Source organism: Roseovarius conchicola, assembly GCF_041403425.1.
Classification (GTDB): Bacteria; Pseudomonadota; Alphaproteobacteria; order Rhodobacterales; family Rhodobacteraceae; genus Roseovarius; species Roseovarius conchicola.
Genome location: NZ_JBGEHK010000003.1, coordinates 315,359 through 331,671, shown reverse-complemented (window position 1 = coordinate 331,671; position 16,313 = coordinate 315,359). Strand labels below are relative to the sequence as shown.

Sequence of the window (16,313 nt, the reverse complement as noted above, 5' to 3'; positions counted from 1 at the left end):
GCTTTGATCCGCTGGCAAATCGGACTGCATGCTTTAGAATGCCGCGCAACGGGAGATGCGCCATGACTGAGACGATCAAATTCACGCTCGACGGGGCCGAAGTTGAGGCTGAAAAAGGCCTGACCATCTGGGAGGTGGCGCATGGCCGGGGTCTGGTGATTCCGCATCTGTGTCACAAGCCACAACCGGGCTATCGCCCTGATGGCAACTGCCGCGCCTGCATGGTCGAGGTCGAGGGCGAGCGCACGCTTGTTGCCTCCTGCATCCGTGAACCCAGCGAAGGCATGAAGGTTACCACCAATTCCGCGCGCGCCGAGTCTGCGCGCAAGATGGTTGTCGAAATGCTGCTGGCCGATCAGCCCGAACAAGAGGTGGCGCATGACAAGTCCTCCCATCTCTGGGACATGGCCGAGCTGAACGGTGTCACCGAAAGCCGCTTTCCCAAGCTGGAAGAGGGGCGCATCCCGCTGCTCGATGACAGCCATGTGGCGATGTCGGTCAATCTGGATGCCTGTATTCAATGTGGTCTCTGCGTGCGTGCCTGCCGCGAAGTGCAGGTGAATGACGTGATTGGCATGGCCGGACGCGGGCATGACGCTTATCCCACTTTCGATCTCGCTGACCCGATGGGCGACAGCACCTGCGTGGCCTGCGGGGAATGTGTACAGGCCTGCCCGACCGGCGCGCTGATGCCTTCGACCGTGGTCAACGAAGATCAGGTCGGTGATAGCGCCGATTACGACAAAGAGGTGTGCAGCGTCTGCCCTTTCTGTGGTGTCGGCTGTCAGGTCAGCCTCAAGGTCAAAGACAACAAGGTCAAATATGTAGAGGGCATCAACGGCCCCGCCAACGAAGGCCGCCTCTGTGTCAAAGGGCGCTTTGGATTCGACTATATCCACCACCAGCACCGGGTGACCAAACCTTTGATCCGCCGCGAGGATGCGTCCGCCAAAGGCCTGAACGTCAATCCCGACAACTGGCAGGAGTTCTTCCGTGAAGCCAGCTGGGACGAGGCGCTGGACTTTGCCGCCGATCGCCTGAAAGGCCGTGGCCGCGAAGTGGCGGGCTTTGGCTCGGCCAAATGCACCAATGAAGAGGCGTATCTGTTTCAGAAATTCATCCGCGAAGGGTTCAAGCATAACAATGTCGATCACTGCACGCGCCTGTGCCATGCCTCGTCCGTGGCCGCGCTGATCGAAAATGTCGGCTCGGGCGCTGTGACGGCCACCTTCAACGAGATTGAAAATGCCGATGTCGCTATCATCATCGGGGCCAACCCGGTGGAGAACCACCCCGTGGCTGCCACCTATTTCAAGCAGTTCACCAAGCGCGGCGGCAAGCTGATCGTGATGGATCCGCGTGGCGTTGGCCTGCGCCGGTTCGCCACCCATATGCTGCAGTTCCGCCCCGGCGCGGATGTGTCCATGCTCAACGCGATCATGCACACGATCGTCGAAGAAGGGCTGTATGATCAGCAATATATCGACGCCTATACCGAAAACTGGGAGGCCGAAAAGGCCCACCTGGCCGATTTCACGCCCGAGAAGATTGAAGAGATTTGCGGCATCCCGGCGGAAACGCTGCGCGCCGTGGCGCGTGATTTTGCGACGGCCAAATCCGGCATGATCTTCTGGGGCATGGGTGTCAGCCAGCATATCCACGGCACCGACAATTCGCGCTGCCTGATCTCGCTTGCTCTGATGACGGGCCATGTGGGCCGCCCCGGCACGGGCCTGCACCCGCTGCGCGGCCAGAACAACGTGCAGGGGGCCTCGGACGCGGGCCTGATCCCGATGTTCCTGCCTGACTACCAGTCGGTCACCGACGATAGCATCCGCGAGGCCTTTACCAGCGTCTGGGGCTCGGATGATTTCTCGAACGAAAAAGGCCTGACCGTGACCGAGATCATGGATGCGGTCCATGATGATCAGATCAAGGCGATGTATGTCTTGGGCGAAAACCCGGCCATGTCCGATCCGGACGTGGAACATGCCCGTGATGCACTGGCCAAGCTGGATCATCTAGTGGTGCAGGACATCTTCATCACCGAAACCGCCAACTATGCCGATGTGATCCTTCCGGCCTCGACCCTTTATGAAAAGTCGGGCACCGTTTCCAACACCAACCGTCAGGTGCAGATGGTCCGCCCCGCCGTGACGCCCCCGGGCGAGGCGAAAGAGGATTGGTGGATCGAGGTGGAACTGGCCAAACGTTGTGGCCTGCCCTGGACCTATACCCACCCCTCCGAAGTGTTTGCCGAGATGGCGATCAACATGCGCAGCCTCGACAACATCACCTGGGAGCGGCTGGAGACGACCGCCGTCACCTACCCGTCGCTGTCCCCGGAAGACCCCGGTCAGGCGGTAGTGTTTGGCGATGGTTTCCCGCGCCCCGAAGGACGCGCACGCTTTACCCCCGCATCCGTGATCGCACCCGACGATGTGCCGGACGAAGACTACCCGATGATCCTGACCACCGGGCGCCAACTGGAGCATTGGCATACCGGCTCGATGACCCGTCGCGCCACCGTGCTGGACGCGGTCGAGCCCGAGGCGAATTGCTCGATGCATCCCGGCACCTTGCGCCAGATGGGCGTGGAACCGGGCGGCATGGTGCGCCTGACCACCAAACGGGGCAGTATCGAAGTAATGGTGCGCGCCGACCGCGCCGTGGCCCCGGATATGGTGTTCCTGCCTTTCGCCTATGTCGAGGCAGCGGCGAATATCCTGACAAATTCGGCCGTCGACCCTTACGGCAAAATCCCCGAGTTCAAGTTCTCGGCAGTGAAAGTCGAGGTGGTTGACCCCGGGGTTGTGGCCGCAGAATAGGTCAGTAAATCCAACAGCCCGGGGGTAATCCGGGCCGTCCAACTCCTCTCAATCAGCCCGTTTTATGGGGTGAAAGCCGGCTTTCTCGCGCGGCACACCCTTTTGATACAGATCATGTCGCATATCGATTCGCCGTTTTAGGCTATTTGGATGGTGGGGCGATAAGATGATCAGGATCATCACCGCAGGCTGTGCTCGCACCTTGGAAGTGTACTGAAGCAGCATGTCGGGAGGGCAGAATGCTTGATGACCTTCAATCGCCAGTTCACCAAAAAGGTGAGCGGCAACGCCCGCATCGCCAGAGCCGGCGCCCCTCTGTGGTCGAGTTGAAAAGGCTTTGTGATGGTTGTGGGACATGCGTTATGGCCTGCCCACACGCCTTGCTTCTTATCAACGAAAAGAGTCTGCCGGAACTCGTTTCGCAAGAGCTTTGTGCACGGTGCGGGCTCTGCGTCGATGCCTGCAATTCAAGAACTGGCGCCTTGAACTAGAACGCGGACATGCCCGCCTTTCATCGAAACGGTTTGAGCCCGTGGCGGTGTTTCGCTACGCTTGCTCAATGGGTTCAACAGAAGGCACACGAACCATGACAGCCTCTACCGATAAAACAGGGGTGCCCGAGACTTGGGATCGGCGCGGCCTGCCAGCATGGAGCTTTTTCAGCCCTGAAATGCTGGAGCTGGAAAAAGACATGTTGTTTCGGCGGCATTGGCAGGTGGTGTGTCATACCTCTGACATTCCCGAACCCGGCGATTTCATCACCCTGGATGTGGTGGGCGAACGCGCTCTTGTGGTCCGTGGGCAAGACGGCGTGGTGCGCGCGTTTCACAATCTGTGCCGTCACCGTGGCTCGCGCGTGGTGGCCGATGAGAAAGGCCACTGCAAATCTGCGATCATCTGCCCGTTCCATGGCTGGGTCTATAATCTTGACGGTACATTGCGCGGCGCTGCACAGCCTGCGTCTTTGCCCGAGTTTGATCCGGTGGACATGGGTCTGAAACCGATTGAGATGGACATCTGGCAAGGCTTTGTCTTCGTGCGGTTTCAACCCGGTCCGCAACCCGCGATCAGCCAGGTGATGGCGCGGTTCGATGATGAGGTGGCGCAATATGCACTTGAGACCTTAGAGCCCACTGGCGAAGGTTTTTACACTGAAGAGATCGAAGCCAACTGGAAATGCGTCCGAGACGTGGACAACGAGGGCTATCACGTCCCGATGGCCCATCCCGGGTTGCAGGATCTTTACGGCCCGAACTATTTCGATGAACCGTTTCAGGATGGCACCTCGCGCTCCTTCGCCAGTTTTCGTGAGGGCAATGGGCGGCTATGGTCGGTGCGGGCCTACAAGTCGGTTCTGGAACCGCCCGCGCGGCTGGATGCCGAGCACAAAAACGCGTGGCTCTATTATGGCGTCTTTCCCAACTTCGTCTTTGGCCTCTACCCGGACAGCGTGATCTTCTATCAGGAGTTTCCGCTGGCCAACGGCCTGACCGTGCAGCGCAGTGCCACCTATCGTTACAAGGACGAGGACCGCCGAATGCGGCTGGCGCGCTATCTGAGCGGCCGGATCGACCGGATCACCAGCGATGAAGATGTGCAGCTGATCAAATGGACCTGGGAAGCGGCTTTTTCCAGCGGCTATGACGGGATCGTCCTCAGCGATCTGGAATATGGCGTGAAGACCTATCACGATGCATTGCGCAACCTTTTCCCGGTGTTGAGCGAGGAGGAGCCGCCCGAAGGGCAATTGGCGGCGCGCAACGTCGAATTGCTGGCAGACAACACAGGGTGAGCAAGTTCAACTCCAGCTGACATCGCCCAGGAAAATATAGCCCGCACCATAGATCGTTTTGATCAGGCGCGGGTTTTTCGGGTCTTCGCGCAGCTTGGTGCGCAGCCGCGAGATGCGCACATCCATCGCCCGGTCAAAGCTTTCCCCGGCGGCCCCGCCCAGGGTTTCCTGCATCACCTGACGCGAAATCAGCCGCTTGGGTCTCTCCAGAAACAGCCGCAATACCTCGCCCTCGGCATGGGAAAACGGCGTTTCCGCGCCGGTCTCATCCTCCAGTACGTAGCGATCAAAATGTGCGGTCCAGCCGCTGAACGCGGCCGTCTCTCCCGCTTGTGATGTTGCCGTCGTTTTTCGTAAACGCGCCCGCACACGGGCCACCACCTCGGCAGGATCAAAGGGCTTGATGATGTAGTCATCCGCGCCCAGTTCCAGCCCCGTGACCCTGTCCTGCACCTGTGCACGCCCCGAAATAATAATCACCGTCGCGCCTTGCTCCAGCGCCAGACGGTGCACCAGTGTCAGCCCGTCCCGATCCGGCAGCGACAGATCGACGAGGCAGACATCCGGGGTGGCGGTGCGCAGCGCGGCCTCGAACTGCGCGGCCCGCCCAAAGGTCATGGTGCGGAAGCCAGCTTCCTCCAGCGCATCGGCCAGCATGGTGCGAATGGCGGGTTCATCGTCCAGAATGGTGACAAGCGGGGCGGTCATGAGGTGGCTCCGGCGTTGAGAAAGGCGCTGAGTTGGCTGGCCGTGAATGGCTTGCGTAACACTGGCGCATGTGGCGCTGCCGCCTTGTGCAGCGGATCATCCGGGGGCAGCGAGGTCATCAGATACGCCGGGCAACGGCCCGGGGGCAACCCCTTCACAAGGTCTATGCCGGTCTGCCCGCCTTCCAGCGAGATATCCGACAAGACCATCGAAATCTCGGGCAGTTCCGAGATCAGCGCCTGCGCCTCGGGCACGCTGCTGGCTTCGACCACGCTGTGACCGGCCCCCCGCAGCATATCGCGCACCGTATCGCGCAGATCGGGGCTGTCCTCGACCAGCAAGACCAGACCGGGCAGCACGGCGCTGTCCGCCGGGCGCAACGGCAGGCGCAGGCTGACCTGTCCGCCCGTCGCGCCATTGGAAATCTCAACTTGCCCACCCGCCAGCTTGGTCATGTCATAGACCATCACCAACCCAAGGCCCGACCCTTCGCCGCCCTTGGTGGTAAAAAACGGCTCGAACGCGCGGGCCAGTGCGGGATCGGAAAAGCCCGGCCCGCTATCGGTGATGCTGAACTCGATCCAGGTGTCCTTGACGGATTGGACGGTCAAAGTGATCTGTCCCGCGTCGCCGCAGGCATCCCGCGCATTCAGTACCAGATTGATCAGGGAATCCTGCAACATGCCCGTATCCAGCCGCAGGCGCAGCGGTCCGGCCAGATTGTGCACCTCCAGATGCACCCCGTCCGGCAGGGTCGACCGGGCCAACGTTTCAAGATCGTCAAGAAACCCTGCCAGATCGGTGGGCCGGGGCGTGTGTTCGCGCTTGCCGGTCATATCGGCAATCCGATTGAGCAGGCTGCCACCGCGCTGTGCGGCCCCCAATGTGGCGTTGATCAGGGCATCCGCCTCGTCCGGCAGATCCATGCGGTGCAGCTTGGATTGCATCCCCAGAATAATCGTCAGCAGGTTGGAAAAATCATGCGCCAGCCCGCTGGTCAGTTGGGCGGCCATTTCGCGGCGGCGGGTCTGTTGCAGGGCGGCGCGGGTCTGAGCCTCTTCGGTGATGTCGGTCGAGAGGATATAGACCCCGCCCGTGGCCGGATCGGGCGTCAGGGCCACGCGGATGCGGCGTGAACTGGCCTCGTGTGTAAACTCAAATACCGCCGGCTCTCCGGCCAGTGCGCGATCCAGATGCGGTGACAGAATGTCATAGGCCTGAGCCCCAAGTACAGCTTCAGCATCCAGACCGACCGGATCGGATTCCGTGCCCGGCATGATCGTGCTGAGGCGCCGGTTGGAATAGGTATAGCGCCGATCCGGCGCCACATGGGCGATATGGGCGGGCATCATCTCGGTCGTCAGGCGCGCGCGGGCCTCGGACAAGGTCAGCTGTCGCTTGGCTTCTTCCAACGCGGTGATCGTGGCTTCCAACTCACGGTTCGTGGCAGCCAGTTCCTCGGAGTATGTGACCAATTGATCCGAAAGCTCCTCCGAGCGCGAGCGCAGCAGTGCCTCTTGTCGCTTGGCGCGGGTGATATCCGTGTATACCGTCACCCAGCCGCCTTCCGGCAGGGGCGAACCCTCGACACTGATCGTGCGGCCACTGGCGCGGGTGCGCTCCATGTAATGGGGCTCGAACGCGCGGGCCACTTCGACCCGGCTTTGCACAAACTCCTCCAGATCGCCAACGTCCCCGTAATCGCCGCGCTCCGCCAGATAGCGGATCGTGTCGGCAAAATCGGCACCGGTCGTCACCAACCTATCGGGCAGATCAAACATCTCCTGAAAGCGTCGATTGCACACGGCCAGCCGCAACGAGCGGTCATAGATGGTCAATGCCTGCTGGATCAGGTTCAGCCCGGCACTGGTCATTTCCTCGGTTTGCGGGGCCCTGTGCGCCATCTTGACTGCCTATTCCTGATGGGTGGCCCAGTTCAACGCCACCTCCAGCCGGTCATTGCCCCAGAACAGCTCGTTCCCGATCAGGAAGCTGGGCGCGCCGAACAGGCCCCGTCGGGCGGCCTCTTCAGTGGTGGCGCGCAGGGCGTGTTTGTTCTCGGCCGTCTCAAGCCCGCTCAACGCATCACCCGCAAGCCCGGCAGCCGCCGCGCAAGCCGTTATGACGGTCGGATCTGAGATGTCTTGTCCGGCGTCGAACTGGGCGAGAAACACATTCTGACAAAACGCTGCCCCACCGGGATGTTGCAGCGCAAGCTGGGCCGCCCGCGCCGCGCGCAGACTGTTTTGCGGAAACGGATCGGGGCGGTGAAACTCCAACCCATACCTCTCGGCCTGTCGTTCCATGTCGCGCCACATATAACTGCCCTTGGCCGCATAGAGATTGAATGGCGACGTGTCCCATCCCTGTGCGGCAAAAATCGGCCCCAACAGGAACGGCCTCCAGACCACCTCGACCCCGGTCGCCTCGGCCAGAGTGGGCAGGCGCATCGCGCTGAGATAGGAGTAGGTCGAGGCAAATTCGAACCAGAATTCCAGTCTTGGGCGGGACATGCGGGGGGCGCTCCTTTCAGGGGTAAGAGCCGCACAATCCGGGATGCGCCAGCCCGGAGTCAAGCACCGAGAAGCGCCTGTTACAATTCGAAAGGTTCTCGAAAAGATCACGAAAAAGTTGACGCCGAGCGTAGGACACGCACCCTTAGGTCGAGAAAGAATCGCCGGTTAGGGTGATCCGCCTGCTGAAACGCAGGCAATTGGGAGGAAAGACATTTGGCACAGTCGTCTCAGGCGGCGGAAGGACTGGAGTCCGTTCCGGCGCTTTTGCAACGCAACGCCGCGCGGTTTGGCGACAAACCCGCCTACCGTGAAAAAGAGTTTGGCATCTGGCAGTGCTGGACATGGGCCGAGACCGAGAAAGAGGTCGAGGCGCTGGCGCTGGGCCTGATCAATCTGGGCGTGAACGAGGGTGATTTCATCGCCATCTCTGGCCGCAACCGCCCCTATTTCTACTGGTCCATGGTCGCCGCGCAATCCGTCGGTGCGATCCCCGTGCCTGTCTATCACGACTCGGCTGCCGACGAGATGGCCTATGTGCTGGATCACTGTGGTGCGCGCTTTGCCATCGTCGAGGATCAGGAGCAGGTCGACAAGATCATCGATATTCAGGATCAGCTACACCAGTTCGAGCATATGATCTATATCGACCCGCGGGGCTTGCGGAAATACGACCATCACAAACTGCACGAGTTTTCCCATGTGCAGAACCAGGGCCGCGCCGCCTATGACGAGTTCATCGAGGACCTCAAGGCGCGCCGCGAAAGGCTGACCTATGACAGCACCTGCGTGATGCTTTATACCTCGGGCACTACCGGGCGGCCCAAGGGCGTTGTGCTCAGCAACCGCAATATCATCGAGGCGTCCCGTTCCTCCTCGGAATTCGACACACTGGGTCCGGGCGAAGAGGTTCTGGCCTATCTGCCCATGGCCTGGGTGGGCGATTTCATCTTTTCCATCGGTCAGGCCTATTGGTGCGGCTTCTGTGTGAACTGCCCCGAAAGTGCCGACACGATGATGACTGACCTGCGCGAGATCGGGCCGACCTATTACTTCGCCCCGCCGCGTGTGTTTGAAACCCAACTGACCAATGTGATGATCCGCATGGAAGATGCCGGGCGTCTGAAAAAATGGCTGTTCGATGTATTCATGGCCCATGCCAAAAAGGTCGGCCCGGCCATTCTGGATGGCGGGTCCGTGGGTGGCATGGACCGGCTGAAATACGCACTGGGCAACCTGTTTATATATGGGCCGCTGAAAAACACTCTCGGCCTCAGCCGCGTGCGCGTTGGTTACACCGCGGGTGAGGCGATTGGCCCGGAAATCTTTGAATTTTATCGCTCTTTAGGCATCAACCTGAAGCAGCTTTATGGTCAGACCGAGGCCAGCGTTTTCATCACCCTGCAACCCGATGGCGAGGTGCGCAACGACACTGTCGGCGTCGCGGCCCCGGGGGTTGAGATCAAAATCGCTGAGAGTGGCGAGGTGTTCTATCGCAGCCCCGGCACATTTGAGGAATACTACAAAAACCCCGAAAGCACCGCCTCGACCAAAGATCCCGAAGGCTGGGTCGCCACTGGCGATGCCGGGTTCTTTGACGCCGATAACGGGCACTTGCGCATCATCGACCGCGCCAAGGATGTGGGCAAAATGGCCGATGGTCAGATGTTCGCGCCTAAATATGTCGAGAACAAGCTCAAGTTCTATCCCAACATTCTTGAGGCCGTCGTCTTCGGCAATCAGCGCGATGCCTGCACGGCCTTTATCAATATCGACCTGCACGCCGTCGGCAACTGGGCCGAGCGGAACAATATCGGCTATGCCTCTTATCAGGAACTGGCCGGGCACCCGCAGGTGCTTGAGACGATCAAGTCGCATGTGGAAGAGGTCAACCGCTCGCTGGCGGACGATCCGATGCTGGCCCATTGCCAGGTCCATCGCTTCCTCGTGCTGCACAAGGAACTGGATGCCGATGACGGCGAAATGACCCGCACCCGCAAGGTGCGCCGCAACATCATCTCGGATAAGTTCGAGGATCTGTTGAGCGCCCTCTACGATGGCTCGGACGAGATTTTCACAACCACCGAAGTGACTTACGAGGATGGCCGCAAGGGCAGCATCAGTGCGACACTGAGCATTGTGGATGCACAGGTGGTGGCACCGACCGCTCAGAAAGTGGCGGCGGAATGAGGCGTGTAATCACTAAACTCTCCGAGCGATTGACTGGCTTCTCGACGCCCTTCTTTGGACTGTCTTGGCAGCCGAAAGAAAATGAAACAAAAGCTGCGCAGAAACTCGTGACCCTATTGGAGGATCATGGAGTCCTTTACCGACCCTATGAGGCTGAAGTTCCAGATCATTGCATACGCAGCATCGTACGATTGCGACAGGATATGACTGTATTTCTTGGCGACCAAGATAGAGATACTGTGGTCTCAGAATGCGCCCGAAGAATTCGCACCGCATGCAGAAAATTCATGAATTCTACAGGCGCCGATCGTTCATTTCAGGCCAGTGATTTTGGGTACACTGACGTAGAGATTGAAAAGCATCGGATTTTTCAAACGGCAGGACGGGGAAGCGAGGCTTTTGAGCGTTCCAAATCTATGCGTGAGCATGCGTTTGATCGGGGGCATTGGTCATCGTTTATTTTTTTACCAGCTTTGGGGGAACTACGTGCCGAAGTCGGCATCCAGCTTGCACGTTTGGGTGCGGCGTACGAACTCGAAGTAGAAGATGAGCTTCACTCATTGCTCCCACTACCGATAGAGGAAGTGCAAGATGCTTGACGCAACCGAAGGCTACACCACCGAGGATGGCCGCAAGATTGGCGGCGTGGTGATGGAGATGAAGAACATCACCCTGCGGTTTGGGGGCGTGGTGGCGATCCAAGACATCTCGTTCGACATCCGCGAAGGCGAAATCCGGGCGATCATCGGCCCCAACGGCGCGGGCAAATCCTCGATGCTCAACGTCATTTCGGGGTTCTACAATCCGCAGGACGGCGAAGTTTGGTACAAGGGCGAAAAACGCCCGCCGATGAAACCTTATCAAGTGGCCCAGCAAGGTATTGCGCGCACCTTCCAGAATATCGCTTTGTTTGAAGGGATGAGCGTGCTGGACAATGTCATGACAGGTCGCATCCGCCAGATGAAAGCAGGGCTGTTCAGCCAGGCGATCTGGAAAGGCAAGGCCGAGCAGGAAGAGGTTGAAAACCGCGAATTCGTTGAGAAAATCATCGACTTCCTTGAAATTCAGGCGATCCGCAAAACGCCCGTGGGCCGTCTGCCCTATGGTCTCAAAAAACGGGTTGAACTGGCCCGCGCCCTGGCGGCTGAACCGTCGATCTTGCTGCTGGACGAGCCGATGGCCGGCATGAATGTCGAGGAAAAAGAGGACATGAGCCGCTTTGTTCTGGATGTGAATGACGAGTTTGGCACCACCACCGTCCTGATCGAGCACGACATGGGGGTGGTAATGGACCTCTCTGATCGCGTTGTTGTGATGGATTACGGCAAGAAGATCGGCGATGGCTCGCCCGATGATGTGCGCAACAACCAGGACGTCATCGACGCCTATCTGGGGGTGGCCCATGACTGAGACCAGACCAACAGCCCATTGGGGGAGAGATCATGCCTGAACAACTTATCTTTGGGATGGAAGTTTTTCTCAACGGCCTCATGGCAGGCGTGCTTTATGCGCTGGTCGCGCTTGGGTTCGTCCTGATCTATAAGGCCTCGGGAATTTTCAACTATGCCCAAGGGGTTATGGCGCTTTTTTCGGCGCTGACTCTGGTCGGGATCATGGAAGGGCAGGTGCCCTTTGCGCATGTGATCAACGCCACGTTCGGCACGGAAATCCACCATTTCGGCTGGCATGTGCCCGCCTTGCTGGCGATCTTGCTGACGATGGTGGTGATGGTCGGATTGGCGTGGATCGTGAACACGATTATCTTTCGCCATCTGGTCAATCAGGAACCGATCATCCTGTTCATGGCCACCATTGGCCTTGCCTACTTCCTCGAAGGGTTCGGCGACATCATGTGGGGGGCTGACATCAAGAAGCTGGACGTGGGCCTGCCGCAAGGCATCAACGCCGCGATTGACGAAGCGACCTACCAGATTTTCGATTACGGCTTCTTCATCGACAACCTCGATATCGTGGCCACGGTCGTGGCTGCAGCACTCGTCTTCACCCTGATCATCTTTGCCCAATACACCAAACAGGGCCGCGCCATGCGGGCCGTGGCGGATGACCATCAGGCGGCGCTGTCTGTCGGTATCTCGCTGAATTTCATCTGGGTGATGGTCTGGTCGCTGGCCGGGTTTGTCGCGCTGGTGGCGGGCATCATGTGGGGCACGAAATCGGGCGTGCAGTTCTCGCTCTCGCTGATCGCATTGAAGGCGCTTCCGGTTCTCATGCTCGGCGGCTTCACCTCGATCCCCGGCGCGATTGTTGGCGGGCTGATCATCGGTGTGGGCGAAAAGCTGTTTGAATTCGCTGTTGGCCCCATGGTGGGCGGTGCGACCGAGATTTGGTTCGCCTACGTCCTGGCGCTTATTTTCCTCGTCTTCCGTCCGCAGGGCCTGTTTGGCGAAAAGATTATCGAGAGGGTGTGATGGAGAAACTCCTCCCCATACTCCGCGTCGTTCCTGCACTCTTGTTCGTATATGCGATTGTTCTGACCATTGCATCTGTTGCTGAACTCAGAGCGAGCGCTTCGGCGGCTGGAATGAATGGAAGTCTTATGACCGAACTCAGAATTACATATCTGGCTGGGTTCGTCCGCAGTTTCTACGATCTGTTTTATCTTTGGGGCATGGCGTTGATCTCGATGGCTGCACTTAAATATCTGGAAGGAAGCAACTGATGTTTTACCGTGAAGCAGGTGACTTCAAATCCTCTTACTCTGAGGACAACCAGACCTTTCCGATCAAGTTTGACCGGTATCGCTATTACTTCATCCTTCTGGTGGGCTTCGCGATCATCCCGTTTGTGATCAATGATTACTGGGTCAACGCGGTCTTTCTGCCCTTCCTGATCTATTCGATTGCTGCGATCGGCCTGAATATCCTTGTCGGCTATTGCGGGCAGGTGTCGCTTGGCACCGGGGGCTTCATGGCTGTGGGGGCCTATGCCTGTTACAAGCTGATGACGGGCTTCCCAGAAGTGAACATCTTCTTCCACATCATCCTGTCGGGCGGGATCACGGCGGCGGTCTGCGTGCTGTTTGGCCTGCCGAGCTTGCGTATCAAAGGGTTCTACTTGGCCGTGGCCACATTGGCGGCGCAGTTCTTTCTGGTGTGGCTCTTCAACCGGGTCAGCTGGTTTTACAACTATTCGGCGTCGGGTCAGATCAGCGCGCCGGAACGCGAGGTTCTGGGCGTGGCCGTCACCGGGGCCCAGACCGAGCCTTGGGCGGCCTATCTGTTCTGCCTCGTCTTTGTCTTCGCCTGCGCGATCATTGCGCGCAACCTGACGCGCGGCATGCAGGGGCGCAAGTGGATGGCGATCCGTGACATGGATATCGCGGCCGAGATCATCGGGGTGAACCCGCTCAAGGCCAAGCTGTCCGCCTTTGCCGTCTCGGGCTTTTTCGTCGGGATCGCAGGGGCGTTGTTCTTTGCCGTCTATCTGGGCGCTGTCGAAGTGGGCGAGGTGTTTGGCATCACCAAAAGCTTCCTCGTCCTCTTCATGGTGATCATCGGCGGGCTGGGGTCGATCTTTGGCAGCTTTGCGGGTGCAGCGTTCCTCGTCTTGCTGCCGGTGCTGCTGAAAAACGTGCTGGTGGGGGGCTTGGGATGGCCCACAGACCTCGCCGCGCATCTGGAATTCATGATCGTCGGCGCGTTGATCGTGGTGTTCTTGATCGCTGAACCCCACGGGCTGGCGCAGCTTTGGCGCGTCGCGAAAGAGAAATTGAGACTATGGCCGTTCCCGCACTAGGGACGGCCACCCAAGTGCGGCGGGGTGAACCCCGCCCTACAAACACATCGAACGATACCAAGGGAGGATCAAACCGATGAAAACCAAACTACTTACCGCAATCGCGGCCACCTGCATGGCGGCTGCCCCGGCGCTGGCGGATCTGACGATCGTCGATACCAGCTATCGCACCGGGCCGTATGCTGCGAACGGCATCCCGTTCTCGGACGGCTATCAGGATTATTTCACCCTGCTAAATGAACGCGATGGCGGCATCGGCGGCGAGATGATCAATCTGGTGGAATGTGAAACCGGCTATAACACCGAAAAAGGCGTGGAATGCTACGAGGCGACCAAGGGCGAAGGCGCTCTGGTCTATCAGCCGCTCTCGACCGGCATCACCTATCAGCTGATCCCGAAAGCCACCGCTGACGGTATCCCGCTTCACACCATGGGCTACGGCCGTACCTCGGCCAAGAATGGTGCTGTGTTCAAATATGTCTTCAACTACCCGGCCAACTACTGGGACGGCGCATCGCTGGCGATCACGCATATCCTTGAGCAAAACGGGGGTGACATTTCCGGCAAGAAAATCGCGCTGGTTTATCACAACTCGGCCTATGGCAAAGAGCCGATCCGCACGCTGGAAGGTCTGGCCGAAAAACACGGGTTTGAACTGACCCTTCTGCCGGTCGATCACCCCGGTCAGGAGCAGAAATCGCAGTGGCTGCAAATCCGCCGCGAAAAGCCTGACAATGTCCTGATGTGGGGCTGGGGCGTGATGAACCAGGTCGCCATTCAGGAAGCTGTCAACATCCGCTTCCCCATGGAAAACTTCATCGGCATCTGGTGGTCCGGCTCCGAGAACGACGTGAAAGCGGCCGGCGACAAGGCCAATGGCTATAAGGCGCTGACCTTCCATAACCTCGGTTCCGATTACCCGATCTATGACGATATCCAGAAATACGTCGTGGATGCAGGCAAGGCCGCTGGTGCCGGCGATCAGGTCGGCACGGTGCTTTATAACCGTGGCATGTACGCCGCGATGCTGGCAGGCGAAGCGATCAAGACCGCCCAAGGCATTCACGGTGTGTCCGACATCACGTCACAGCAGATGCGTGACGGGATGGAAGCTCTGGAAATCACCGAAGCCAAGATGGCAGACCTCGGCCTTCCCGGGTTCGGCCCCGAGTTCAAGGTGAGCTGTGAAAACCACGGCGGCAATGGCTTTGGTGCCGTGTCGCAATGGGATGCGGCCGCCGGTGAATTCAAGCTGATCACCGAATACTACCAGTCCGATCAGGACATCATCCAGCCGCTGGTGGACGAGGATTCTGCTGCCTTTGCTGCCGAAAACGGCATCGAGCCGGGCTGCTGATATGATCCTTTTCCCGGCCGCTGCGTGATGCGGCGGCCGGGGGAATCTGAGTATTTTTGGCAAGATGAAGTTGGGAAGAGCGCCATGCTGGACGCCGTCGAGACCACCACCGCTGATACCACCGAGACCCTGCTTGAGGTCAACAATATCGAGGTGATCTATAATCACGTGATCCTCGTGCTGAAGGGCGTGTCGCTGAAGGTGCCCAAGGGCGGGATCACCGCATTGCTTGGGGGCAATGGGGCTGGCAAGACCACGACGCTCAAGTCGATATCGAACCTGCTGAAGTCCGAACGTGGCGAGGTGACCAAGGGGTCGATCACCTATCGCGGAGAACGGGTGCAGCATCTGTTGCCCTCCGATCTGGTTAAGAAAGGCGTCATCCAGGTGATGGAAGGGCGCCATTGTTTCGAGCACCTGACGGTCGAGGAAAACCTGCTGACTGGCGCTTATACGCGCGGATCAGGCCGAGGCGAAATCGATGCCGATCTGGAGAAGGTTTACACCTATTTTCCACGCTTGAAAGAGCGGCGCAAAAGCCAGGCGGGCTATACCTCGGGGGGCGAGCAACAGATGGTCGCCATTGGCCGCGCGTTGATGAGCAAACCCGAAACGATCCTGCTGGACGAGCCGAGCATGGGCCTGGCCCCGCAGCTGGTCGAAGAGATTTTCAATATCGTGAAATCCCTGAACGAAAAGGAAGGCGCGACCTTTCTTCTGGCCGAACAGAACACCAATGTGGCGCTGCGCTTTGCCCATTACGGTTATATCCTGGAATCCGGCCGCGTGGTGATGGACGGTCCCGCCAAGGATTTGCGTGAGAACCCGGATGTGAAGGAGTTTTATCTGGGTATGTCCGACGAGGGCCGCAAGAGTTTCCGCGACGTGCGCAGCTATCGCCGCCGTAAACGGTGGCTGAGCTGATGATTTTGAATGTCATCGACAACAGGTCGCGCAAGTATCGCTGGCGGTGCGTGAGGGCAATTTTCGAAGATACGCATCACGACAATTCCTGCAAAGACGCCGATCAGGCCCGAAAGGATGGCGAACACCAACTGTATTATGCCTGCCGCGAAAACATATCAGTTGCAGATGCAATCGCTTGGGGCATGGCGGAGAAAGCCGAGGTCACGTTGTATCTCTACGATGCACGCAAGGGCGTTTGAGAT

General features: G+C 58.9%; 16 protein-coding genes. 12 read left to right on the top strand and 4 right to left on the bottom strand.

The features are described 5' to 3' along the window. Positions 1 to 62 precede the first annotated feature (62 nt). Positions 63 to 2,828 (top strand): formate dehydrogenase subunit alpha, encoded by a 2,766-nt coding sequence (fdhF, locus tag V6N02_RS10825; protein WP_371225595.1) that lies wholly within the window; start codon positions 63 to 65, stop codon positions 2,826 to 2,828. A 48-nt stretch (positions 2,829 to 2,876) separates the two neighbouring features. Here fdhF and V6N02_RS10820 read toward each other — a convergent pair whose 3' ends face one another. After that, the gene (locus V6N02_RS10820; protein WP_371225850.1) at positions 2,877 to 3,185 is read right to left on the bottom strand and encodes a hypothetical protein; all 309 of its coding nucleotides are present in this window, start codon (positions 3,183 to 3,185) and stop codon (positions 2,877 to 2,879) included. Here V6N02_RS10820 and V6N02_RS10815 point away from each other — a divergent pair. Continuing rightward, on the top strand, positions 3,068 to 3,319 hold the full coding sequence (locus V6N02_RS10815; RefSeq protein ID WP_371225594.1) for a 4Fe-4S dicluster domain-containing protein: 252 nt from the start codon (positions 3,068 to 3,070) through the stop codon (positions 3,317 to 3,319). The genes V6N02_RS10820 and V6N02_RS10815 overlap by 118 nt on opposite strands. Positions 3,320 to 3,414: 95 nt before the next feature. Continuing rightward, positions 3,415 to 4,620: an aromatic ring-hydroxylating oxygenase subunit alpha gene (locus tag V6N02_RS10810; protein WP_371225593.1), complete on the top strand. Its 1,206-nt coding sequence runs from the start codon at positions 3,415 to 3,417 to the stop codon at positions 4,618 to 4,620. 6 nt (positions 4,621 to 4,626) lie between these two features. Here the strand turns inward: V6N02_RS10810 and V6N02_RS10805 are convergent, their stop codons facing one another. The 3 genes from V6N02_RS10805 to V6N02_RS10795 are packed head-to-tail and all read right to left on the bottom strand — an operon-like array spanning position 4,627 to position 7,841. Then, positions 4,627 to 5,328 (bottom strand): response regulator transcription factor, encoded by a 702-nt coding sequence (locus tag V6N02_RS10805; RefSeq protein ID WP_371225592.1) that lies wholly within the window; start codon positions 5,326 to 5,328, stop codon positions 4,627 to 4,629. Then, on the bottom strand, positions 5,325 to 7,232 hold the full coding sequence (locus V6N02_RS10800) for a PAS-domain containing protein (protein ID WP_371225591.1): 1,908 nt from the start codon (positions 7,230 to 7,232) through the stop codon (positions 5,325 to 5,327). The genes V6N02_RS10805 and V6N02_RS10800 overlap by 4 nt, the downstream gene beginning before the upstream one ends. Before the next feature lie 9 nt (positions 7,233 to 7,241). Next, positions 7,242 to 7,841 carry a 2-hydroxychromene-2-carboxylate isomerase gene (locus V6N02_RS10795; protein ID WP_371225590.1) on the bottom strand — a complete coding sequence of 200 codons (600 nt, stop codon included), beginning with the start codon at positions 7,839 to 7,841 and terminating at the stop codon, positions 7,242 to 7,244. 216 nt (positions 7,842 to 8,057) lie between these two features. Here V6N02_RS10795 and V6N02_RS10790 point away from each other — a divergent pair, with 216 nt between their 5' ends. The 9 genes from V6N02_RS10790 to V6N02_RS10750 all read left to right on the top strand — a co-directional run bounded on the left by V6N02_RS10790 (position 8,058) and on the right by V6N02_RS10750 (position 16,310). After that, the gene (locus V6N02_RS10790) at positions 8,058 to 10,031 is read left to right on the top strand and encodes an AMP-binding protein (RefSeq protein ID WP_371225589.1); all 1,974 of its coding nucleotides are present in this window, start codon (positions 8,058 to 8,060) and stop codon (positions 10,029 to 10,031) included. Then, positions 10,028 to 10,630, top strand: a complete 603-nt coding sequence (locus V6N02_RS10785; protein ID WP_371225588.1) for a DUF6650 family protein — start codon at positions 10,028 to 10,030, stop codon at positions 10,628 to 10,630. The genes V6N02_RS10790 and V6N02_RS10785 overlap by 4 nt, the downstream gene beginning before the upstream one ends. Next, entirely contained in the window at positions 10,623 to 11,441 is an 819-nt protein-coding gene (locus V6N02_RS10780; protein ID WP_371225587.1) for an ABC transporter ATP-binding protein, read from the top strand. The genes V6N02_RS10785 and V6N02_RS10780 overlap by 8 nt, the downstream gene beginning before the upstream one ends. A 32-nt stretch (positions 11,442 to 11,473) precedes the next feature. Then, entirely contained in the window at positions 11,474 to 12,460 is a 987-nt protein-coding gene (locus tag V6N02_RS10775; protein ID WP_371225586.1) for a branched-chain amino acid ABC transporter permease, read from the top strand. A 128-nt stretch (positions 12,461 to 12,588) separates the two neighbouring features. Beyond that, a complete protein-coding gene (locus V6N02_RS10770; RefSeq protein WP_371225585.1) occupies positions 12,589 to 12,711 on the top strand; it encodes a hypothetical protein in 123 nt (40 codons plus the stop codon). Continuing rightward, entirely contained in the window at positions 12,711 to 13,787 is a 1,077-nt protein-coding gene (locus V6N02_RS10765) for a branched-chain amino acid ABC transporter permease (protein WP_371225584.1), read from the top strand. The genes V6N02_RS10770 and V6N02_RS10765 overlap by 1 nt, the downstream gene beginning before the upstream one ends. A 76-nt stretch (positions 13,788 to 13,863) precedes the next feature. Continuing rightward, the gene (locus tag V6N02_RS10760; RefSeq protein WP_371225583.1) at positions 13,864 to 15,144 is read left to right on the top strand and encodes an ABC transporter substrate-binding protein; all 1,281 of its coding nucleotides are present in this window, start codon (positions 13,864 to 13,866) and stop codon (positions 15,142 to 15,144) included. An 84-nt stretch (positions 15,145 to 15,228) separates the two neighbouring features. Beyond that, complete coding sequence (locus V6N02_RS10755) at positions 15,229 to 16,068, top strand: ABC transporter ATP-binding protein (RefSeq protein WP_371225582.1); 840 nt, start codon at positions 15,229 to 15,231, stop codon at positions 16,066 to 16,068. After that, positions 16,056 to 16,310, top strand: coding sequence for a hypothetical protein (locus V6N02_RS10750; protein WP_371225581.1), 255 nt, complete (start codon positions 16,056 to 16,058; stop codon positions 16,308 to 16,310). The genes V6N02_RS10755 and V6N02_RS10750 overlap by 13 nt, the downstream gene beginning before the upstream one ends. Positions 16,311 to 16,313 lie beyond the last annotated feature (3 nt).

Bases quoted from the DNA above. Each gene is read 5' to 3' on its own strand.
- V6N02_RS10780 (WP_371225587.1), top strand. From the start codon at position 10,623: ATGCTTGACGCAACCGAAGGCTACACCACCGAGGATGGCCGCAAGATT.
- V6N02_RS10805 (WP_371225592.1), bottom strand. From the start codon at position 5,328: ATGACCGCCCCGCTTGTCACCATTCTGGACGATGAACCCGCCATTCGC.
- V6N02_RS10810 (WP_371225593.1), top strand. From the start codon at position 3,415: ATGACAGCCTCTACCGATAAAACAGGGGTGCCCGAGACTTGGGATCGG.
- fdhF (WP_371225595.1), top strand. From the start codon at position 63: ATGACTGAGACGATCAAATTCACGCTCGACGGGGCCGAAGTTGAGGCT.
- V6N02_RS10795 (WP_371225590.1), bottom strand. From the start codon at position 7,841: ATGTCCCGCCCAAGACTGGAATTCTGGTTCGAATTTGCCTCGACCTAC.
- V6N02_RS10775 (WP_371225586.1), top strand. From the start codon at position 11,474: ATGCCTGAACAACTTATCTTTGGGATGGAAGTTTTTCTCAACGGCCTC.
- V6N02_RS10770 (WP_371225585.1), top strand. From the start codon at position 12,589: ATGACCGAACTCAGAATTACATATCTGGCTGGGTTCGTCCGCAGTTTC.
- V6N02_RS10755 (WP_371225582.1), top strand. From the start codon at position 15,229: ATGCTGGACGCCGTCGAGACCACCACCGCTGATACCACCGAGACCCTG.
- V6N02_RS10765 (WP_371225584.1), top strand. From the start codon at position 12,711: ATGTTTTACCGTGAAGCAGGTGACTTCAAATCCTCTTACTCTGAGGAC.
- V6N02_RS10800 (WP_371225591.1), bottom strand. From the start codon at position 7,232: ATGGCGCACAGGGCCCCGCAAACCGAGGAAATGACCAGTGCCGGGCTG.
- V6N02_RS10815 (WP_371225594.1), top strand. From the start codon at position 3,068: ATGCTTGATGACCTTCAATCGCCAGTTCACCAAAAAGGTGAGCGGCAA.
- V6N02_RS10760 (WP_371225583.1), top strand. From the start codon at position 13,864: ATGAAAACCAAACTACTTACCGCAATCGCGGCCACCTGCATGGCGGCT.
- V6N02_RS10820 (WP_371225850.1), bottom strand. From the start codon at position 3,185: ATGTCCCACAACCATCACAAAGCCTTTTCAACTCGACCACAGAGGGGC.
- V6N02_RS10785 (WP_371225588.1), top strand. From the start codon at position 10,028: ATGAGGCGTGTAATCACTAAACTCTCCGAGCGATTGACTGGCTTCTCG.